General features: G+C 72.6%; 15 protein-coding genes. 10 read left to right on the top strand and 5 right to left on the bottom strand.

Features of this window, described 5'->3' with window-relative positions; translation table 11 throughout:
* Nucleotides 1–54: 54 nt before the first annotated feature.
* Nucleotides 55–1,242: a ScyD/ScyE family protein gene (locus ACFVYS_RS32535; protein ID WP_389507913.1), complete on the bottom strand. Its 1,188-nt coding sequence runs from the start codon at nt 1,240–1,242 to the stop codon at nt 55–57.
* Between the two features lie 409 nt (nt 1,243–1,651).
* On the opposite strand from ACFVYS_RS32535, the gene ACFVYS_RS32530 reads away from it, so the two are divergent.
* Nucleotides 1,652–2,281: an LUD domain-containing protein gene (locus ACFVYS_RS32530; protein ID WP_389507911.1), complete on the top strand. Its 630-nt coding sequence runs from the start codon at nt 1,652–1,654 to the stop codon at nt 2,279–2,281.
* Between the two features lie 112 nt (nt 2,282–2,393).
* Here ACFVYS_RS32530 and ACFVYS_RS32525 read toward each other — a convergent pair whose 3' ends face one another.
* Entirely contained in the window at nt 2,394–3,326 is a 933-nt protein-coding gene (locus tag ACFVYS_RS32525; protein WP_389507909.1) for a sigma-70 family RNA polymerase sigma factor, read from the bottom strand.
* 1,145 nt (nt 3,327–4,471) lie between these two features.
* Between ACFVYS_RS32525 and ACFVYS_RS32520 the strand changes: the two genes are divergently transcribed.
* The 9 genes from ACFVYS_RS32520 to ACFVYS_RS32480 all read left to right on the top strand — a co-directional run bounded on the left by ACFVYS_RS32520 (nt 4,472) and on the right by ACFVYS_RS32480 (nt 15,244).
* On the top strand, nt 4,472–5,539 hold the full coding sequence (locus ACFVYS_RS32520) for a type III polyketide synthase (protein WP_389507907.1): 1,068 nt from the start codon (nt 4,472–4,474) through the stop codon (nt 5,537–5,539).
* Between the two features lie 30 nt (nt 5,540–5,569).
* On the top strand, nt 5,570–6,136 hold the full coding sequence (locus ACFVYS_RS32515) for a cupin domain-containing protein (protein ID WP_389507905.1): 567 nt from the start codon (nt 5,570–5,572) through the stop codon (nt 6,134–6,136).
* A gap of 5 nt (nt 6,137–6,141) precedes the next feature.
* Nucleotides 6,142–7,299 (top strand): DegT/DnrJ/EryC1/StrS family aminotransferase, encoded by a 1,158-nt coding sequence (locus tag ACFVYS_RS32510; protein ID WP_389507903.1) that lies wholly within the window; start codon nt 6,142–6,144, stop codon nt 7,297–7,299.
* A complete protein-coding gene (locus ACFVYS_RS32505; RefSeq protein ID WP_389507901.1) occupies nt 7,296–8,291 on the top strand; it encodes a methyltransferase in 996 nt (331 codons plus the stop codon). The genes ACFVYS_RS32510 and ACFVYS_RS32505 overlap by 4 nt, the downstream gene beginning before the upstream one ends.
* Before the next feature lie 90 nt (nt 8,292–8,381).
* Nucleotides 8,382–8,990, top strand: a complete 609-nt coding sequence (gene wrbA, locus ACFVYS_RS32500) for an NAD(P)H:quinone oxidoreductase (RefSeq protein WP_389507899.1) — start codon at nt 8,382–8,384, stop codon at nt 8,988–8,990.
* 200 nt (nt 8,991–9,190) lie between these two features.
* Nucleotides 9,191–10,774 carry a class I adenylate-forming enzyme family protein gene (locus tag ACFVYS_RS32495; protein ID WP_389507897.1) on the top strand — a complete coding sequence of 528 codons (1,584 nt, stop codon included), beginning with the start codon at nt 9,191–9,193 and terminating at the stop codon, nt 10,772–10,774.
* Nucleotides 10,775–11,049: 275 nt separating this feature from the next.
* Nucleotides 11,050–12,276: a methionine adenosyltransferase gene (gene metK, locus ACFVYS_RS32490; RefSeq protein ID WP_389507895.1), complete on the top strand. Its 1,227-nt coding sequence runs from the start codon at nt 11,050–11,052 to the stop codon at nt 12,274–12,276.
* Nucleotides 12,277–12,701: 425 nt separating this feature from the next.
* Nucleotides 12,702–13,682 (top strand): carbohydrate kinase family protein, encoded by a 981-nt coding sequence (locus tag ACFVYS_RS32485; protein ID WP_389507893.1) that lies wholly within the window; start codon nt 12,702–12,704, stop codon nt 13,680–13,682.
* 167 nt (nt 13,683–13,849) lie between these two features.
* Nucleotides 13,850–15,244, top strand: a complete 1,395-nt coding sequence (locus ACFVYS_RS32480) for a methyltransferase (protein WP_389507891.1) — start codon at nt 13,850–13,852, stop codon at nt 15,242–15,244.
* Between the two features lie 7 nt (nt 15,245–15,251).
* Here ACFVYS_RS32480 and ACFVYS_RS32475 read toward each other — a convergent pair whose 3' ends face one another.
* From ACFVYS_RS32475 to ACFVYS_RS32465, 3 genes are all read right to left on the bottom strand, one after another.
* A complete protein-coding gene (locus ACFVYS_RS32475; RefSeq protein WP_389507889.1) occupies nt 15,252–16,346 on the bottom strand; it encodes a hypothetical protein in 1,095 nt (364 codons plus the stop codon).
* Between the two features lie 211 nt (nt 16,347–16,557).
* Nucleotides 16,558–17,589 (bottom strand): cytochrome d ubiquinol oxidase subunit II, encoded by a 1,032-nt coding sequence (locus ACFVYS_RS32470; RefSeq protein ID WP_389507887.1) that lies wholly within the window; start codon nt 17,587–17,589, stop codon nt 16,558–16,560.
* 31 nt (nt 17,590–17,620) lie between these two features.
* Nucleotides 17,621–18,922 (bottom strand): cytochrome ubiquinol oxidase subunit I, encoded by a 1,302-nt coding sequence (locus tag ACFVYS_RS32465; RefSeq protein WP_389507885.1) that lies wholly within the window; start codon nt 18,920–18,922, stop codon nt 17,621–17,623.
* Between the last annotated feature and the right edge of the window lie 175 nt (nt 18,923–19,097).

Below are 19,097 nucleotides of genomic sequence, written 5' to 3'. Positions count from 1 at the left end.
GGGCCAGGAGTGCCTGGCCCGGCCCGCGACGGGACGGGGGACGACCGGACGGGATCAGCCGATCTTGACGATCTCGCCGTCACTGGCCGTGACGTCCGACGAGGTGGTGCAGGCCGGGGCGTCCGTGCAGGCCGGCCACATGATGGTGTTGTTCGCCACGTAGATGGAACCGTCGGGGCCCGCGAGGAATCCCGAGGGCGCGAACAGCTTCCCCTCGCCGAGGACGGTACGGGAGTTGTCCTGGTGGTTGATCTGGATGACCACGCCGTCCGGGTCGCCGGTCGGCAGGAAGCCGGTGGTGTCGAGTTCGGTGACGTAGAAGTCGCCGTTGGCGCCGAAGCCGCAGCCGTTGATGGCGCTGAAGCCGCTCTGCCACACCGTCATCCGGCCGGTCTTGGGCGCGTACCGGTAGATGTTGGCCGCGGTGGGGGAGCTGCCGTGTCCGGTGATCCCGCCGATGTAGACGGCGCCGTCGGGGCCGACGTCGAGGCAGGTCGGCACGGCCTCGGTGCCCTCCGCCGTGTCCGGCACCTCGGCGAGGACCTTGACGTTGCCGTGCCGGTCGACGGAGTCCAGCGTGTTCGAGCTGGCGTCCACCAGGTAGAAGCCGCCGCGCGGATTGGCGGTCAGTGCATACGGGTTGGCGTGGGGAGGCACGTCGGGCTCGTTCTGCGCCGTCCACGCGTAGTCGACCGCACCGGGGTTCGCCACCGCGGACACCTGGCCGTTCTTGATCTTCAGCAGCGCCCCGTACTGCTCCTTCAGCGGCCCCTGGAGCTCCGCCGGCAGGTCGGCCGGGACGCTGTTGGGCGAGCCCGTCTCCAGCGCGTACAGGGCGCCGTTGGAGTAGACGATGGAGTTGGGTCCGACGACCTCCTCCTCGTTGAAGTTCGACGCCAGCCCCTCGACGATCCGCACGGGCTTGCCGGACGAGATGTCCGCGACCGATCCGGTGAAGCCGAAGCACCTGGTGTAGTAGCCGGTGCCCCGGCAGGTCTCCGGTGCGCCGCCGACCTCGGCGACCAGGAGGTGGCCGCGGGGACCCCACGTCATGCTCCTGGGCGAGTTCAGGCCCTTGGCCACGACGGTGATCGGGGAGTCGCTGGTGAGATGTCTGGTCGGTCGGGCCGACGGCGTGGCGGCCTCGGCCGCCTGCCCCGAGGGTCCGGCTCCCAGGCTGACGAGCGCTGCTGCCGCCGCTAAACCGGCAGCCAGCGTCCGGCTCGTTGTGAGACGCCGCATCTTGGCCTCATTCCTTGGGGTTCGGGTGAATCCACGACTTGATGACCGGTATTCACGACAGAACGCACCGGGACCGGCTCGCACTGATGCGGTATGGCGCGCCCCACTGCTTCTGGTTCTGGCGCCTCAGCATTGATCACAGGACTTGGCCGCGACTGTCGACCAGGTTGGTGCGGACTTGGGGCCGGTTTGGCGGGCCGCGGGCGGCGGCGGGCCGGGCCGTGCGGCCGGGGTGCCCGCACCGGCCGGCCGGTGAACCGGGGACAGCGCAACCGCACCCGCAGGTGAGACCGGCGCCTCGTGTCACATTCCGGCGGCCCGGACTGTCGTACTGATGAGACGGACGCGTCGTCCCGCAGGACGGCACCGCCCGCTCGTGCTGATCCCCACACGCAACCTCAGGAGCACCATGAATACCCCGGCTCTGTCGACACTGTTCACCGAAGCGGCGCCCGCCGAGCGCCTGGAGCGGGTGGCCACCGCACTGCGGGCGAACAACTTCGCCGTCGAGATCCTCGATGACGCCGCCGCCGCGCGGGCCCGCGTCCAGGAGCTGATTCCCGAGGGCACCACCGTGCTCACCGGGGCCAGCGAGACCCTGCGCCTGTCCGGCATCGACGAGGACATCAACAGCAGCGGGCGATTCGAGTCCGTCAGGGCACGCACCCTGGCCATGGACCGTGCCACCCAGATGGCCGAGATCTGGCAGCTGATCGCCTGCCCCGACGTCATCGTGGGCAGCGTCTCCGCCGTCACTGAGACCGGCTCCCTGGTGGCCGCCTCGGCCAGCGGAAGCCAGCTGGCCGCCTACGCGGGCGCCGCGCCCCGCGTGATCTGGGTCGTCGGAGCGCAGAAGGTGGTGCCCGACCTGGACACCGCGCTGCGCCGCATCGAGGACCACTGCCTCCCGCTGGAGAACGAGCGCTGCCTGGAGACCTACAAGGTGCCCAGTGCCCTCAACCGCCTGCTCGTCCTGAACGCGGAACCCCACCCCGGGCGCGGCACCGTCCTGCTGCTGCGCGAAGCCATCGGATTCTGACGCCACCAGCAGCCGTCCGGCCGGCACCGAAGCGGACCGGCGGGCAGGCCCCGAGGGGCGGCCGGTTGCGGACCGCCCCTCTTGCGCTGCCGCCGGGCACGCCCCGGCGCTCTCAGCACAGGACGATGATGTCCAGGCCGGTCAGGTCGGCCAGGATGTCGATGCCGGTGATCAGGCCGTCGGCGACGGCGAAGCGGAACACGGCGCGCGGCACGCCGTCCTGGACGTAGGCCAGCCCGGCGGACCCGTCGACGAGGGCCGGCACCGGCGACCAGGAGAGGTTGGCGAAGGCGCGGGTGACGGCGTCGGCGCCGCGGATCTCCTCGGGCACGCCCATTCCCGTGGCCACGCCCATCCGCACGGCGGCCCGGTCGGCGCGGACCACGATGTCCGGGGCGAGCACGGCCAGCAGCGCCTCGAAGTCGCCCTCGCGCGAGGCGGTGAGGAAGGCGTGGATGAAACCGGCCTTGTCGGCCTGGGCGCTGCCGGCCCCCTCGTCCCGCAGGGCAACGGCCGGCGGGACCGCGTCCGCGGCCGGCGGTGCGACGCCCTGGCGCTGGAAGCGCCGGCGGGCGCGGCTGGCCAGCTGGCGGGTCGCGGCCGGAGTGCGGTCCATGATCGTCGCGATCTCCTCGAAGGGCACCGCGAACATGTCGTGCAGGACGAACGCCAGCCGCTCGGCGGGCGTGAGCGTGTCGAGGATGAGGAACATGGCGGCACCGACCGACTCGGCGAGCAGCGCCTCCTGCTCCGGGTCGGCCGCCGTGCCCAGGCGGTGCGAGCCGTCGTCCTCGGGGACGTCCACCAGATCCTCGCGGCGCGACTTGCGGGACTGGAGCATGTTCAACGACACACGGGCCACGATGGTGGTGAGCCAGCCGCTCATGTTCTCCACCGCGGCGGCGTCCGAGCGGGTGACCCGGAGCCAGGTCTCCTGCACGGCGTCCTCCGCCTCGGTCTGCGAGCCGAGCACCCGGTACGCCACCGCCCGCAGACGGGGGCGGTCGGTCTCGAATCGAGCCGCCAGCCATTCGTTTTCGTTCATCGGTCACACCCTCCCACCAGTGCCTCGCATGTCTGACAGGCCAGAGTCCACGAATGTGACAGACGAGGACCGGGCACCGGGACCCGCCCGGGCGGGCGAGCCCGCCGTTCCCCCCGAATGCCGCACCGGCGCGGAGCGGACTTCGCCGGCGGCCGTGTCCACGGCAGCCCTGCCCCGGCCGCCTGCGGCGGCCGCGCCCCGTCCGGCCCGCGGTGGACGCCGCCGGCCGGCGCACCCCTTTCACCGCGCCTGGGCGGCAGGCCTCGCGGCACGCTACCAGGGCGCACTTCGCCCCGGGCCGCCCGCTTCCCCGGCGAAGTGGCCCCCGGCGCGCGCCGGTTGGGGATCGCGGGCGGTGTGATGCGGGCCCCTGCCGGCGCGTGACGTCCGGCCGCCCTCGGTGCGCCCGCCCGCCCGGCCGGGCGCCCTCCCCGCCCTCCCCGCGGGGTTCGGCCGGCCCGGGGCACCCGACAGGCCACCTGTGACCTGGGTCACTCGGGCAAGCGCTGGCGCGGGTCCTCTGCCTGTGTCACGATTCCGGCATCTATCGCCTGCCCAAAAACAGCCACGGCACAGTGGGTTGAGCGTCCTCCGCCGGTTCCTGCGGGCGAGACCGAGGCGCTCTCGGGCCCGGCGCGGCGGCCGACTTCCGGCAGATCTCGGCGTACATCGCCCCACGCGACGCCGGACTCGGTGACGGACCAGCCGCACCCGGACCGGCCGCGCACGGACCTGCCGCACCCGGACCAGCCGCGCAAGCCCGCGTGGGGTGCGAGCACGTCGCGTGAGCGGTGCCGCAGGACCCGGGCGGCCCGCCCTCACCGGCCCGTCCGGACGGGCGGCCCCGCCTCCTGCTGATCCGGCGGTTCACCGCCGGCCCCGCGTACCCCGCCGTCCCGGCAGGCCGCGGGGGCGTCGCCGGGGGAGCCGGAAACCCCCCGGCCCACCACGGCCCGGCCGCCGTCCAAGCCGCCTGCGCCGGCCCTTCACCGAACCGACCGCACCGCCGAGGAGAGCGCCGCAGCCCGGCGCCTTCCGGGCCGGCCGTGCGCCAACGCGCCTACCAGCAGGCGAAAGTGACCCTCCGTCAGCTCGACGTCCTACTGCCCTTGCTGTCGAGACTCCAAGAGAAGTGGATTCCAGATATGCCCAGGCTATGCAAGCCGGCGATGAGCGCGCCGGAATATGTCATCACGGTGGAAGAGACTCTGGAATTTGCGGAAAAAGCGCATGCCGGCAAGCCGCAGCTTCCCTTGGCCCTCCGCCTGATCCGCAACACCGGCGTGAAGAAGCGGCACATAGTCCAGCCCATCGAGCAGACCCTGCGGCACCCGGGCTTCGAAGAGCGCAACCGCATCTACGAGCTCGAGTCGAAGAAGCGCACCCCCCCGGTCATCGAAGAGGCCCTGGCCAACGCCGAACTGACGGCCCGTGACATCGACGCGATCATCTACGTGTCGTGCACCGGCTTCCTGATGCCGTCCCTGACGGCCTGGCTGATCAACAAGATGGGCTTCCGCTCGGACACCCGGCAGATCCCCATCTCCCAGCTCGGCTGCGCGGCGGGCGGCGCGGCGATCAACCGGGCCCACGACTTCTGCGCGGCCCACCCCGGCAGCAACGTCCTGATCGTCGCCTGCGAGCTGTGCTCCCTGTGCTACCAGCCCGAGGCCGACGACATCGGCTCGCTGCTGTCCGACGGCCTGTTCGGTGACGCGGTCGCCGCCGCCGTCGTACGGGGCCTGGGCGGCACCGGCATCGAACTGGAGCGCAACGCCTCCTACCTCATCCCCCACACCGAGGACTGGATCTCCTACGCCGTCAAGGACACCGGCTTCCACTTCCAGCTGGACCGCCGCGTGCCCGGCACCATGGAGCCGCTCGCCCCGGTCCTGCGCGAACTCGCCAAGGACCACAGCTGGGACGCCGGCAAGCTCGACTTCTACATCATCCACGCCGGCGGTCCGCGCATCCTCGACGACCTCGCCAAGTTCCTCGAGGTCGACCGCGACGTGTTCCGGCACAGCTGGTCGACCCTGAGCGAGTACGGCAACATCGCCAGCGCCGTCGTGCTCGAAGCCGCCCGCCGGCTGTTCGAGGAGGACACCCCGGCCCCCGGCGCCACCGGTCTGATCGCCGGCTTCGGCCCCGGCATCACCGCCGAGATGGCGCTCGGCACCTGGGCCGCCGACGTCCCCCAGACCGTCGCCTGAGCCCGCGCACGGACGAAAGAAGCGAAGCCTATGACCGACCTCATCCTCCCGGCGGGTGCTGGGCGAAAGCTGATCACCCCGGCACAGGAGGTGACGTTCAAGGCCACGAAGGAGATGGGATCCGCCGTCTCGATCTTCGAGGTGATCGTCCCGCCCGGCTTCGACGTCGGGGCCCATGTGCACGAAAAGGGCCAGGAGTTCTTCTACGTCCTGGACGGCGAGCTGGACCTGCTGTGCTTCGAGCCGGCCGAACGCACGACGGACACCTGGCACCACTGGGAGTCCGCCAAGGGCGACCGCGTCATCCGCGCCGGGGAGGGCAGCTGCATGTTCGTGCCGCCCGGCACCCCGCACGCCTTCCGCAACGCCACCGACAAGCCGGTGAAGATGCTCTTCCAGAGCTTCCCCTCGCCCGATCACGAGGACTACTTCGAGGAGATCGCGGAGATCTGGTCGCGCGGCACCGCGGTGGACCCCGCGGCCGTCGCCGAGATGCGCAAGCGCTACGACGTCAGCCAGCTCACACCGCTGCGCTACGAACCGCCGGCCCCCCGCATCCCCGGACAGCACACACACACGAAACAGAGTGGGAGGTGACCACGATGGAACCGATACCCCTGGTCCACGCGAGTCTCGGCGAACGGGAACTGGCCGCCGTCGCCGAGGTGTTCGCCTCCGGCTGGCCCGCCGGCCAGGGCCCCCAGGGCAAGGCGCTGGAGGCCCGGCTGGCCGAGAAGTACGGCGTCGGCGACGCCGTCGCCGTCAGCAACTGCGGCGCCGCGCTCCACCTGGCCATGCTCGCGCTCGGCGTCAAGCCGGGCGACGAGGTGATCGTCGCCGACTACGGGTTCCCCGCGCCCGCACAGGCCGCCCTCTACGTCGGCGCCGTCCCGGTCTTCGCCGACGTGCGCCCCGACACCTACACCGTCGACCCGCAGGCGGTGGCCGACCTGGTCACCCCGCGCACCGTCGGGATCGTCGCGGTGGACACGGTCGGCATGCCCGCCGACTACACCGAACTCCAGGCCATCGCCGACCGCCACGGCCTGTTCCTCGTCGAGGACGCCGCCTGCGCGGTCGGCGCGACCTACCAGGGCCGCCAGGCCGGCGCGCTCGCCGAGGTGGGCTGCCTGTCCTTCCACGGACGCAAGGGCGCCTCCAGCGGTGAGGGCGGCGCCCTCCTCGCCCGCGACCCGGCGATCGGCAAGGACGCGCGGCTGCGCTCCTCCTTCGGCATCGGCAGCATCTTCGACATGGGCAACGTCGTCGGCCTGCCCATCCCGACGTTCACCGAGATCGGCTACAACTTCAAACTGTCCGACATCGCCGCGGCGATCCTGCGGGTCCAGCTGGGCCGGATCGACGAACTCCTGGCACGCCGCAGCGCCGTCGCCGCCCAGTACGCCGAGCTCCTCGCCGGCGAGGAACTCCTGACGGTGCCGAGCGTCCCGCAGGACCGCACCCACGCCTGGCAGACCTACATGGTGACGCTGGACGCGGGCGTGGACCGCGCCGCGGTCGCCGCCGAGCTGCGCGGCCAGGGCATCGGCTGCGGGCACGGCACGTTCGCGGCCCACGTGCAGCCGGTGTTCGAGGCGAAGCAGACGTGCCCGGTCTCAGCGGACCTCTTCGCGCGCCAGCTCGCCGTACCCATGCACGCGGAACTCGCAACCGACCAGGTCGAACGGGTCGTGGACGCCCTGCGCAGCGCGGTGCGGACCCACGCGTCCACCACACGGGTCCTCGGAGGGGCAGCATGACGAACAACCGGCCATCACCCGTCGGCATCATGCGGCTGATCAACGGCTACTGGGCCACCGGAGTCCTCGCCGCAGCCGCCACCCACTCACTCTTCACCCACCTCGAGCACGGCGCCGGCTCGGCCACCGAACTGGCCGGGCGCGCCGCCATCTCCGAGCGCGGCGCCCAGACCCTCCTCGACGGCCTCGTCAGCGTCGGCCTGGTCGAACTGCACGAGGGCCGCTACCGCAACACCCCCGAGGCGTCCGCCTACCTGGTGGAGGACACCCCCGTCTCGCTGGCCCCCTTCGCCAAGCTCAAGCTGACACACATGGGCGCCCTGACCGACCTGGCCGAGGTGGTCCGCGTCGGAGGACCGGTGAAGGACGCGGTCGTCGAGGTCGCCAACAACCCGCACTGGGAAGGCATCGTCACCGCCATCGCCGCACAGTCGGTCCCCGCCGCGTCGGTGGCCGCCGAGGTCCTCGGACTCGCCGACGCCGGTGAGATCTCGATCCTCGACGTGGGCGGCGGCTCGGGCATCTACTCGGGCATCTGGCTGGAGGCCAACCCCGCCGCCCGCGCGGTGCAGCTCGACTGGGAGCCGATCAACGAGATCGCCCGCCGGCTGCTGGCCGAACGCGGCGTCGGAGACCGCTTCACCACCATCGACGGCGACTTCCACACCACCGACTTCGGCACCGCGCAGTACGACGTCGCGGTGTACTCCCACATCGCCCACCAGGAGGGCCCGGAAAGCAACGTCGAGGTCTTCACCAGGCTCCGGCAGGCCCTCAGGCCCGGCGGCACCCTGGTCGTCAACGACTACGTCGTCGACGACGACCGCAGCGGACCGGCCTTCCCGCTGATCTTCGCCTCGGAGATGCTGCTCAAGACCAGGCAGGGCAGCACCTGGCGGCGCAGCGACTACCGCGACTGGCTCGTCAAGGCCGGCTTCCAGGACGTCTCGTTCCACACCGCGGAGCCAGCCACCCTGGTCGTCGCCCGGTAGCCGGCCACCGGGCGGCACGCACCGCGCGCGACCGCCCCGGGCCGTCCTCCCCGCCACCGCCGGGCAGCCAGTCAGCGAGGGACACCGCATATGGCATCCGTGAACGTCTCCGTCATCTACTACAGCGCCACCGGGAACCTGCACACCATGGCGCTGGCCGCGGCCGAGGGCGCGGAGAAGGCCGGCGCGGCCGTGCGCCTGCGCAAGGTCCGCGAACTGGCCCCGCCGGAGGCGATCGGCTCCGTCCCGGCCTGGTCCCGGCACCTGAAGGACACCGCCGGCATCGAGGAGGCCGCCCTCGACGACCTGAGCTGGGCGGACGCGGTGCTGTTCGGCACCCCCACCCGCTTCGGCAACGTCTCCAGCCAGCTCAAGGCCTTCATCGACACCACGGGCGCCCTGTGGCAGACCGGCGCCCTGGCCGACAAGGTCGTCTCGGCCTTCACCGCCACCGGCACCGCCCACGGCGGCCAGGAGTCCACCATCCTGGCGCTGAGCAACACCTTTTACCACTGGGGCTGCATCATCGTCCCGCCGGGCTACACCGACCCGGTCCGCTCCCAGCGGGGCAACCCCTACGGCACCTCGCACGTCGCGGACGCCGGAGGCCCCACCGAGACGGTGCTCCAGGCGGCCCGTCACCAGGCCCGCCGGGTCACGCGCACGGCGGCGGCGCTCAAGGCCGGCCGCGCGGCCTGACGTCCCCTCAGCACAACGGCACCCCGGGCGAAAGCGACCGCACACGGTACGCGGCCCCGGCCGCCGCGCAGCCGAAAACCCATCAGCCGGCGCCCGGCCGCCCCCCCCACGTGGGGGTCTGCCGTGCGCGTCCCGGCATCCCGCACCGAGCCGGCGAACAGCCCGAACATCCATCGCTCACCGTAAAGGAGACAGACCCGATGAAGGGCTCTGTGGCCTATCAATCGATACAGAAGCGCGGTCTTCACATCGGCCTGCTGCCGGCCATGGCCGCGGCCGTCAACGCGTCGACGCCGATCACGCTCGACCACGATCTGGACGTCGCGCCCGAGGTGGGCCGCCACCTGACGGCGTCCCGGCTCGCCGACCTCGTGGACGACCTCGCGGCCCGGCTGTGGGCGGCGGGAGTGCGGCCCGACGAGCACATCGTGTTGCACAAGCGGGCCAACGCCGACGTGTGGATGCTGGCCTGTGCCGCCTCCCGGATCGGCGCGGTACCGGTGATGCTCTCGCCCGGCCTGGACGCCGGGACGGTGGCCGCCCTCCTCGAACGGGTCGACCGGCCGAACCTGCTGACCGACGAGCACAAGCTCGACGTGCTCGCCGAGGTACCGGTGACGAAACTGACCCGGCGGGTGATCATCGTCGCCGGCGAGCGGCCGGACACCGTGTCGCTGGGCGGCCTGACCGGCGCGCCGCGGGTGCAGCCGGTGGTGCGGCCCCTGGACGAGGCCGCCGTGATCACCCACACCTCCGGCACCACGGGCCTGCCCAAGCTGGTCGTGCACACGCCCCGCACCCAGGGCATCCGCCTCAGGCCGCAGTGGCGCCTGCTGTCGCTGATGCGGAAGAAGGAGACCGCCGCGATCGCCATCCCCTTCGTGCACTCCCGCAACGTCGCGGCGATGGCCCTGGCCCTCCTGAAGGAGATGCCGGTGGTGCTCGTGAACGAATCGGACCCGGACGCGGTCGCCGAGGTGTTCCTCGAGAACAAGCCGGGACTCGTCGAGGCGCTGCCCAACGCGCTGATGGCCTGGGAGGGGCTGGCCGACGACCCCCGCAGGCCGTTCGCCTCGGTGAAGTACTTCAGCAGCACCTTCGACGCCATCCACCCCGGCACGATGAGCCGGCTGCTGAAGTCCTCCCGCCGGCGCGGCGCGCTGTTCTTCCAGATCTACGGGCAGAGCGAGGTCGGGCCGGCCGTCGGGCGCGCCTACTTCCCCCGCACCGCCCACAAGGCCAACGGCCGCTGCGTCGGCTGGCAGATGCCCCTGGGGTCGGCGAAGGTCCGCGTCGTCAGCCGCGACGGCAAGCGGCCCACCGAGCACAACCCCGGGCGCATCGAGGTCGCCTGGCCGGGCCTGGCCAAGACCTACTTCGCCGAGCAGGAACGCTACGACGACAACCGCGACGGCCAGTGGTGGGGCACCGGCGACGTCGGCTACTTCACCCGCCTCGGCTGCCTGCACATGCTCGACCGCGAGGTCGACATGATCCCCGGCGTGCGCAGCTCCCTCGAGGTCGAGGACACCGTCCTGGCCGAACTGCACGAGCTGAGCGAACTGGTCGTCGTCCAGGGCGCCGACGGCGACGCCGTCCCTGTGATCTGCACCCACGGCGACACGCCGCTGGACCCCGCCCGCTGGCGCGCCGCCGTGGCCCGCTTCCCGCAGCTGGCCGACCCCGTCCAGATTCCTGAGGCCGAACTGCCGCGCACCGCCACGCTGAAAGTACAGCGCCTCGCGCTCGCCGAACGGCTCAAGGACCGGCCGGCGAACCCGTAGCGAACGCGGCCCGCACGGGGACACCGCGCCCCCGCGCAGGAGCCGCACCCCGCCACCGCCCCGCCCGGCGGGCCGGGGCCACCGGGCGGACCCGCGCATCCCGACGCGCCGGCGCCGCACCGCCGCCCGCACCCGAGCACGGACCACGGCCGGCGGCCGCCCCCGCCGGGGCCGCCGAGCCGCCGTCCGCGCAGGACGCGCACGGCCTGCCCGACCCCCGGCCGCCGCCGCGCCCGCATCCACCGCCGTGTCCACCCACCGATCCCAGGAGTGTCATGTCCCGCCGCCTGTTCACCTCGGAGTCCGTGACCGAGGGACATCCCGACAAGATCGCCGACCAGATCAGCGACACCGTCCTGGACGCCCTGCTGCGCCAGGACCCGGCCTCCCGCGTCGCGGTCGAAACCCTCATCACCACCGGCCAGGTGCACATCGCGGGCGAGGTGACCACCTCCGCGTACGCCGACATCGCCTCACTGGTGCGGGAGAAGATCCTCGAGATCGGCTACGACTCCTCGGCCAAGGGCTTCGACGGCGCCTCCTGCGGCGTCTCGGTGTCCATCGGCGCGCAGTCCCCGGACATCGCGCAGGGCGTCGACACCGCGTACGAGTCCCGCGTCACGGGGTCCGCCGCAGCTGAGGAAGGCGACGGACTGGACCGGCAGGGCGCGGGCGACCAGGGCCTGATGTTCGGGTACGCGACCGACGAGACGCCCACCCTGATGCCGCTGCCGATCGAACTGGCCCACCGCCTCTCGCGCCGCCTGACCGAGGTCCGCAAGGACGGCACGCTCGCCTACCTGCGCCCGGACGGCAAGACCCAGGTCACCATCGAGTACCTGGGCGACACCCCGGTCCGGCTGGACACGGTCGTGGTCTCCTCGCAGCACGCGAGCGACATCGACCTCGACGGCCTGCTCACCCCCGACATCCGCCGCCACGTCGTCGAGCCCGTCCTGGACGGGCTGGCCGACGACGGCATCAAGCTGGAGACCGGGGACCACCGCCTCCTGGTCAACCCGACCGGACGCTTCGAGATCGGCGGCCCGATGGGCGACGCCGGCCTGACCGGCCGAAAGATCATCATCGACACCTACGGCGGCATGGCCCGGCACGGCGGCGGCGCCTTCTCCGGCAAGGACCCCTCCAAGGTGGACCGTTCCGCGGCGTACGCGATGCGCTGGGTCGCCAAGAACGTGGTCGCCGCGGGCCTCGCCTCCCGCTGCGAGGTGCAGGTCGCCTACGCGATCGGCAAGGCCGAGCCGGTCGGTCTGTTCGTGGAGACCTTCGCCACCAACACGGTCGCCGCCGAGAAGATCGAGGCCGCGATCACCGAGGTCTTCGACCTGCGGCCGGCCGCGATCATCCGCGACCTGGACCTGCTGCGCCCGATCTACGCCCAGACCGCCGCCTACGGCCACTTCGGCCGTGAGCTGCCCGACTTCACCTGGGAGCGCACCGACCGCGCCGACGCCCTGCGCAAGGCGGCCGACGCCGGCTGACAGCGCACCGCCGGCCGGGGATCCCGCGGCTGGCCGGGAACCCCGGTGTCGGCCGGGAATCCCGCCGTCGGCCGGGAGCGGCGGCGCCGGCCGGACCGGCAGGTAGCTGCCTCGCGGGTGCCGGCGGCGTGGGCGTCGTCCGCAGGCGGAGGCGCCCCGGCAGGTGCCGGCGCGACGGGTGCCGACTTGACGGGCGCCGGCCCGGCAGATGCCGGCGCACGGGTGGCCCGGCAGGTGCGGCGGCTTCCCCCCGGTCCCGCCGCCCCCGCCCTTCCACCCGCACCGCCATGCACCGCCCGCACCGCCCCTCCCACTCGCACCACCTCTCCCGCCCGCACAGTCACGCACCGCCCGCACTACCCCTCCCGTCCGCACCGCCCGTTCCGCCCGGACCGTTCCGCCCCGAGGCACAAGGAGCACTTCTCGTGCGTATCGCCGTGACCGGATCGATCGCGACCGACCATCTGATGGTGTTCCCCGGACGCTTCGCCGAGCAGCTGATCAAGGAGCAGCTGGAGCGGGTCTCCCTGTCCTTCCTCGCCGACCGGCTCGACGTGCGCCGCGGCGGCGTCGCCGCCAACATCGCTTTCGGCCTGGGCCTGCTGGGCCTGGACCCGGTCATGGTCGGCGCGGCGGGCCTGGACTTCGCCGAGTACGGCGCCTGGCTGCGGGCGAACGGCGTCGACACGCGCGCGGTGCGGGTCAGCGAGACCCTGCACACCGCGCGTTTCGTCTGCACCACCGACCAGGACCAGAACCAGATCGCCACCTTCTACGCCGGCGCCATGGCCGAGGCCCCCCGCATCGACCTGGCCGAGATCGCCGAACGCGCCGGCGGCCTGCGCCTCGTCCTGGTCGGCGCCGACGACCCGGCGGCCATGCTGCGGCACACCGCCACCGCCCACCGCCTCGGCATCCCCGTGGCGGCCGACCCCTCCCAGCAGCTGGCCCGCCTCGACCGCGAGCAGGTCCGCCTGCTGGTCGACCGGGCAACGTGGCTGTTCACCAACGAGTACGAGGCCGCCCTGCTGCTCGAGCGCACCGGCTGGAGCGAGGAGGAACTGCTCGGCCGGGTGGGCACCTGGATCACCACGCGGGGCGCGGACGGGGTGAGCCTGACCCGCTTGGGCGCGGACCGGCTGGACGTCCCGGCCGTGCCCACCGACAAGATCGCCGACCCCACGGGCGCGGGCGACGCCTTCCGCTCCGGCTTCCTGGCGGGCCTCGCCTGGCAGTGGCCGCCGCAGCAGGCCGCCCGGTTCGGCTGCGCGCTGGCGACCACCGTGCTGGAGTCGGTCGGCACCCAGGAGTACAAGCTGCTCCCCTCCGACCTGGCCGCCCGCATCGCCCAGACGTACGGCGACGACGCGGCCCGCTCCATCGAGCCCCGTCTGGCAGACGTGTGACGAGCACACCACGACGCCGGTACGCCACCGCCCCCAACGCCCCCGGTGCTCCCGGCGGCACAGCCACGACACCGCGCCACCACCGCTACTGAAAGAGGTCAGCTGCAATGACACCGGAAGCGACGCTCCAGCGGTTTCGCGACTACATGGTCGGACCCTCCCGGTTCATGACCCTGTTGTCGTGCTTCGAGCTGGGCATCATCGACGCGCTGCGCGACAGGCCCGGCCTGACGGCGGCCGAACTGGGCGAGGTGGCCGGCGCCAAGCCGGACGCCGTCGAACAGCTCCTGCTGCTGCCGGTCAAGGAGGGCTTCGTCGCCCACGACGAGGCTTCCGGCGCCTACTCCCTGGACGGCCTCGCGGGCGTCTCCGACAAGCTGCTCGAGCAGGCGCTCGCCGATCTGAACATGATCAAGGCGGTCACGCTGCGGCAGCTGTTCTACCTCACCGAGAGCGTGCGCACCGGCACGGTCGCCGGCCTCAAGGAACTGTACGGCTACGACGGTGACCTCTACGGCGCGCTGGGCGAGCTGCCCGAACTGCGCGAGCCGTGGGCGAAGTTGATGAACACCGTCACCGCCCATGTCGACCCGTGGTTCTTCGCCAACGTCGACATCCCGGCGGGGTCCAACGTCCTCGACCTCGCCGGGAACACCGGTCTCGGGGCGGTCAACACGCTCCGGCTGAAGGGCTCGCCCGGCCTGCGGGTGACCAACTTCGACCTGCCCGAGAAGGAGAAGGAGAGCCTGGAGAACTTCCGCACCCACGGTGTCGAGGATCAGTGCTCGTTCATCGGCGGTGACGTCTTCAAGGAAGTCCCCAAGGGATTCGACGTCGTACTGATCAAGCACTTCCTGCCCATGTTCGACAAGGACGACGTGCTCCGGATCCTCGGCGGCGTCCACGCTTCGCTGGAAGCCGGCGCGCAGGTCCACGTGCTGGTCCCGGTGTTTCCCGAGAACCTCAAGGACACCGAGAACTACACCGTCGACTTCTACCCCAGCTTCTTCGTCGCTGCACCATGGGCCAGGGAGGCCCGCAGAAGCTGTCGACCTGGCAGAAGTGGCTCGAGGAATCCGGATTCCAGGTCACCCAGGCGATCACCGACGACCCGGCCAATCTGCCGCCGCACGCCCTCACCGTGGAGGCCGTGCTGTCCGCGACGAAGGTCGCCTGACAGACGGATCCGGCACACCCGCCGCCCCCACCCCCCCCGGCACCCGCACACCGACGGCCCTGGTCTTTCCAGGGCCGTCTTTTTGCGTTGGCGGCCAGGAGGGCGCCGTGCCCAGGCCCTTCAGGGGGCAAGGGAGAGCAAGGAAGGGCGAAGTGAGGCAAGGGAGTGCGGGACTCACCCGGGGATCCGGCCCCGGTCGAGCCTGATGACCCGGTCGGCGCCGGTGAGGGCTTCCCGGTTGTGGGTGACCAGCAGGGTGGTGCGGTCCCGGGTGGCGATCAGGGTCGACGTTCCCGAGCTGCCGGCGCCCAGCGGCACGGTGCGCTGTCCGGGCGGCGGAAACAGGCTCAGCCCGTCCAGGAACGGCGGACCGCCCGGACGGTGACGTACCGTCAGGTTTCGGTGTGCACGCCGAGCGGCCCGCCGGTGCCCGGCGCGCCCGGCTCGGTGACCGGGGCCGGGGCGTCGAAGAGGCCGGCCGGCCGTTCCGCGCGCACGCGTACTTCGGCGAGGCGGCATGCGGCCGCCGGCAGCGGCTGGAGGGCCTCGAAGGAGACCAGGGTGAGGACCGCGAGAACCGTGAGGTGCGCGGGGGACAGCGGGCCGTCGGCGTGGGCGCGCAGCGCGCTCCAGGTGACGGCGGCCAGCGCCGCGCCCTGGAACAGCACCAGCACGGCGCAGGCCAGCGAGGTGGTACGGGCGCGCCGCCGCCCCGGGCGGGCGATCCGCGAGGCGGCCCGCCGGGCGCGCCGCGCGGCGCGGCCCCGGGCCCCGTTCGCGGCGGGATCCGCCCCCCCCTCGGTCAGGTCCACCTTGTGCGCGGCGGGTTCGGACCGCGCCGCCGCCTGCGCCCGGACCGCGCGGTGGGACACCGCGAGGACCGCCGCCGGGACGAGCAGGGCGGCCACGGCGAGATGCAGGGCGAGCAGGATGCCCGCCTGCGGCAGCAGCAGCGTGGCCGTCGCGGTGGCGGCGGCACCGACCGTGCCGGCGGTCACGGCCGGCAGCAGGACCCGCAGCAGCAGGTCCTGGGCGGCATCGACGTCGACGGCGGGACGGGCCGGCGGACCGCCGCCGCGAAAGGCGGGCGTGCCCGCCGGCGCGAGAGGCACCAGCGCCCCGTACACCCGGGTGCGCAACCCCGCGACAACCCGCGGGACCCCGTCGTGGCCGAGGAGCCGGTCGCCGGGGCGCAGCGCCCCGCGCCCCAGCGCCAGGGCGCGTACGGCGACGATCGCCAGGCTCACCGAGGCGATCGGCGGATGCTGTGCGGCCCGGGTGATCAGCCAGGACGCGGTGGCCATGAGCGCGGCGGCGGCCAGCTCGCCGCCGGCCGAGGCCAGGGCGGCGGGCAGCAGCCTGCGCCGGTACGGTGCGAGCCGGCGCGCGAGGCGCAGGGTGGGGCGGGACCCGCCCGACGGCAGGACGGGGGGGTCGGCCGCCGGGCGGGAGTCTGGGCGGCCGTCGGCCGCCGGGGGCGCGGGCATGAGGTCACCGGCCGCTGCGCGGGCACCGGCCCGGGCGTCTTTCGCCGTCCGGTCCGCACCGTGACGCTCCGGCCGGCGTACGGCAGCGGGCCCGTGCGGCCAGGTGCCGCCGCAGCAGCGGAAGTTCACGCACCGGGCGGCGTTCGGCCGGTTTCAAGCGGGATCCCTCCCTCACGGTCGCGGTGGGGGTCGCTGGTCGGGGCGGCGGCCCTCAGAAGTAGCTGGGGTGACGGTGCCCCGTGCGCCCCCGGAAGACCCACCAGCTCCACGCCTGGTAGGCGAGGATCGTGGGGAGCAGGAGGATGCCGAAGACACTGAGGATCTTCAGCGTGGCGTCGTCCGTGACGGCGTGCCCGACGTCCAGGCCGTGACCTGCCGAGCTGATCAGCAGGTAGGGGTAGTGGCCCGCTCCCACCAGCAGCACGGGCAGCGCGGCCGCCAGAGCGGTGGCCGTGAACGCCCGGGCGTCGCGTGCGGTGGAGAAGAACCACCAGGCGGCGCCGAACGCGCCCGCCAGGGCGACGGCGACGGCCGCCGCGGCCGCACGGTTGGTCATCGAGGCGCCCGCGCCCGCCAGGGTGAGCAGCAGCGCCGCCAGTGCGGCCGCCCCGCTCGCGGCGATCAGCGCGCGGCCCGCCCGCCGTGCCCGGCCGGCCGGCCCGGGCGCGGAGCGCAGTGCGACGAAGCCCGCGCCGTGGGCCGCGAACAGCGCCAGTGTGGTGGCGCCGCAGGCCAGGACGAACGGGGTGAACACCTCGCCCGCACCGATGTGGAAGCTGCCGTCGGCGCGGCGCGGCACGCCGTGCAGCAGCAGGCCCACCACGAGCCCCCAGCACACGGCCGGCACCGCGCCGCCGGTCACCACCAGCACGTCCCAGGCACTTCGGCCGCGCACGCCCAGGGCGCGCCGGCGCAGCTGGACGGCGGCGTTGCCCAGGACCAGGCCGGCCAGGATCGCCACGATCAGCGGGTACAGGCCGGGCAGCAGGGTCCCCTCCAGATGCGGGAACGCCCCGAACAGCACGCCCGCGAAGGCGACCAGCCAGACCTCGTTGCCGAGGAAGAACGGCGCGATGGCCTCGAGCGCGGCGTTCCCGCCGCCGGGCCCGCCCTCCTGCTCCTGCTCCGGCCGGCCGCCGAGGAAGGGATGCAGCATCTGCGCGCCGTAGTCGTACCCGCCGAGCACGAAGTACCCGGCGAGCAGCAGGCCGAGCAGGGCCAGCCAGGCCGTCTCCAGACTCATGTCGCTCAACTCTTCTCGTTGCGGGGGCGGTTCAGAAGGCCGGGACGTGCTGCCGGTCGCCGGCGTCGCCCGCCGGGCCTCCGGGCGGGCCCTCGGGGAGCGGCTCGGTCGTGCCGAGCTGGGTGGCGCCCGGGCCGCGCACGGCGAAGCGCGTGATCAGCGTCCAGTTGGTCACCGCCAGGGCGAGGAAGATCGTGACGAACAGGGCGCAGGAGACGGCCAGTGAGGTCCTGCTGACCTGGGAGACCGCGTCCTCGACCGTCAACTGCCCGTACACCAGCCACGGTTGGCGTCCGACCTCGCGCACCACCCAGCCGCCGACGGAGGCGATGAACGCGAACGGGATCATCGCGGTCATCAGGTAGGCCGGCAGGCGGCGGCGCACCAGCCAGTCCTTGCGCAGCAGGATGACGGCGATCAGGGTGAGGGTGGAGATGGTGTTGCCGATGATCGTCATCGTGTTCATCGACAGATGGATCCAGCCCTCGTGCGGCACGTAGTCGCCGGGCCCGTACTGTCCGGCCAGCCGGCGCTGCGCCTCGGCGACGCCGGAGTCCTCCAGGACGGCGTACTTCATGGGCTGTGTCCGCTCGATGACCGGCATCTGCATCTCGCCGACGATGATGACGAAGAAGGAGGTGAGCATGGACACCCACGCGCCCAGACGCAGCGAACCGCGGAACAGCTCGCGCTCGCCGGTGCCCCGGGCGAAGTGCCACGCGCTGACGCCGAGCAGGAAGACCCCGCCGGTGGTGAGCGCGCCGAGCGTGATGTGCGCGAAGGCGACCAGGGCGCTGGAGTTGGTGAGCAGCGCGCCGAAGTCGGTCAGGTAGGCGGTGCCGTCGCGGACTTCGTAGCCGACGGGGTGCTGCATGAAGCCGTTGGCGATGAGGATCCAGTAGCCGGAGGCGTAGGCGGTCAGGGCGACCAGCCAGATGAGCGTGACGTGCACGCCCCGGCGCAGCCGGCCCCAGCCGAAGATCCACATGCCGAGGAAGGTGGACTCGGCGAAGAAGGCGATGAGGGTCTCCAGCGCCAGCGGGGCGCCGAAGACGTTGCCCGCGAAGGAGCTCAGCCCGCTCCAGCTGAGCCCGAACTGGAACTCCATGACGAGGCCGGTGACGATGCCGACGGCGTAGTTGATGACGTAGAGCTGGCCCCAGAAACGGGTCATGCGCTCCCGCACGGCCCGGGTGGCGGGGTCGCGGGTGTAGGCGGCCCGGGTGTGCAGGAACGCCACGAGCGGGACGAGCCCCATGGTGAGGATCACGAACAGCCAGTGGATGCCGGTGGTGGCCGCGAACTGGAGCCGGGCCAGATCCGCAGCGCTCACGGCGGGACCTTCCTTGGACGACGGATGCGCGGGAGCCCTCGCGTCGCGTGTGCAGACGCCGGGCACCGTGGCCCGCCACCTGCGCGGTGACCCCCTGGCCGAGACGGTAGAGACAAACGCTTATGCATTTCCAAGACCGGTTTTGCCATGTGATGATGCCTCGACAGGCATAAGC

The organism is Streptomyces sp. NPDC058295, assembly GCF_042880655.1.
In the GTDB taxonomy this organism is placed as follows: Bacteria; Actinomycetota; Actinomycetes; order Streptomycetales; family Streptomycetaceae; genus Streptomyces; species Streptomyces coriariae.
The sequence above is the reverse complement of the archived record's forward strand: the minus strand, read 5'-3'. Positions and strand labels throughout refer to the sequence as shown.